The sequence below is a fragment of the Shimwellia pseudoproteus genome (assembly GCF_016415625.1).
Lineage (GTDB): Bacteria > Pseudomonadota > Gammaproteobacteria > Enterobacterales > Enterobacteriaceae > Shimwellia > Shimwellia pseudoproteus.
The window spans coordinates 1-591 of record NZ_WBXP01000121.1 but is presented as its reverse complement, the minus strand read 5'-3'; the positions used below and the strand labels follow the sequence as shown (position 1 = coordinate 591).

The 591-nt window shown below is 55.3% G+C and carries 1 pseudogene; it reads right to left on the bottom strand.

Annotated elements, in window-relative coordinates:
* Window positions 1–555: pseudogene (locus F9C28_RS20005) on the bottom strand (IS5-like element ISKpn26 family transposase); the annotation flags it as partial.
* Window positions 556–591 lie beyond the last annotated feature (36 nt).

Below are 591 nucleotides of genomic sequence, written 5' to 3'. Positions count from 1 at the left end.
GGCATCGACACCAATGTGGGCCTTCATGCCAAAGTGCCACTGATTGCCTTTCTTGGTCTGATGCATCTCCGGATCGCGTTGCTGCTCTTTGTTCTTGGTAGAGCTGGGTGCCTCAATGATGGTGGCATCCACCAAAGTGCCTTGGGTCATCATGACGCCTGCTTCGGCCAGCCAGCGATTGATGGTCTTGAACAATTGACGGGCCAGTTGATGCTGCTCGAGCAGGTGGCGGAAATTCATGATGGTGGTGCGATCCGGCAGGGCGCTATCCAGGGATAATCGGGCAAACAGGCGCATGGAGGCGATTTCGTACAGGGCATCTTCCATGGCACCGTCGCTCAGGTTGTACCAATGCTGCATGCAGTGAATACGCAGCATGGTCTCCAGCGGATAGGGCCGTCGGCCATTGCCCGCCTTGGGATAAAACGGCTCGATGACAGCGGTCATATTCTGCCATGGCAGAACCTGCTCCATGCGGGAGAGGAAAATCTCTTTTCGGGTCTGACGGCGCTTAGTGCTGAATTCACTATCGGCGAAGGTGAGTTGATGGCTCATGATGTCCCTCTGGGATGCGCTCCGGATGAATATGAT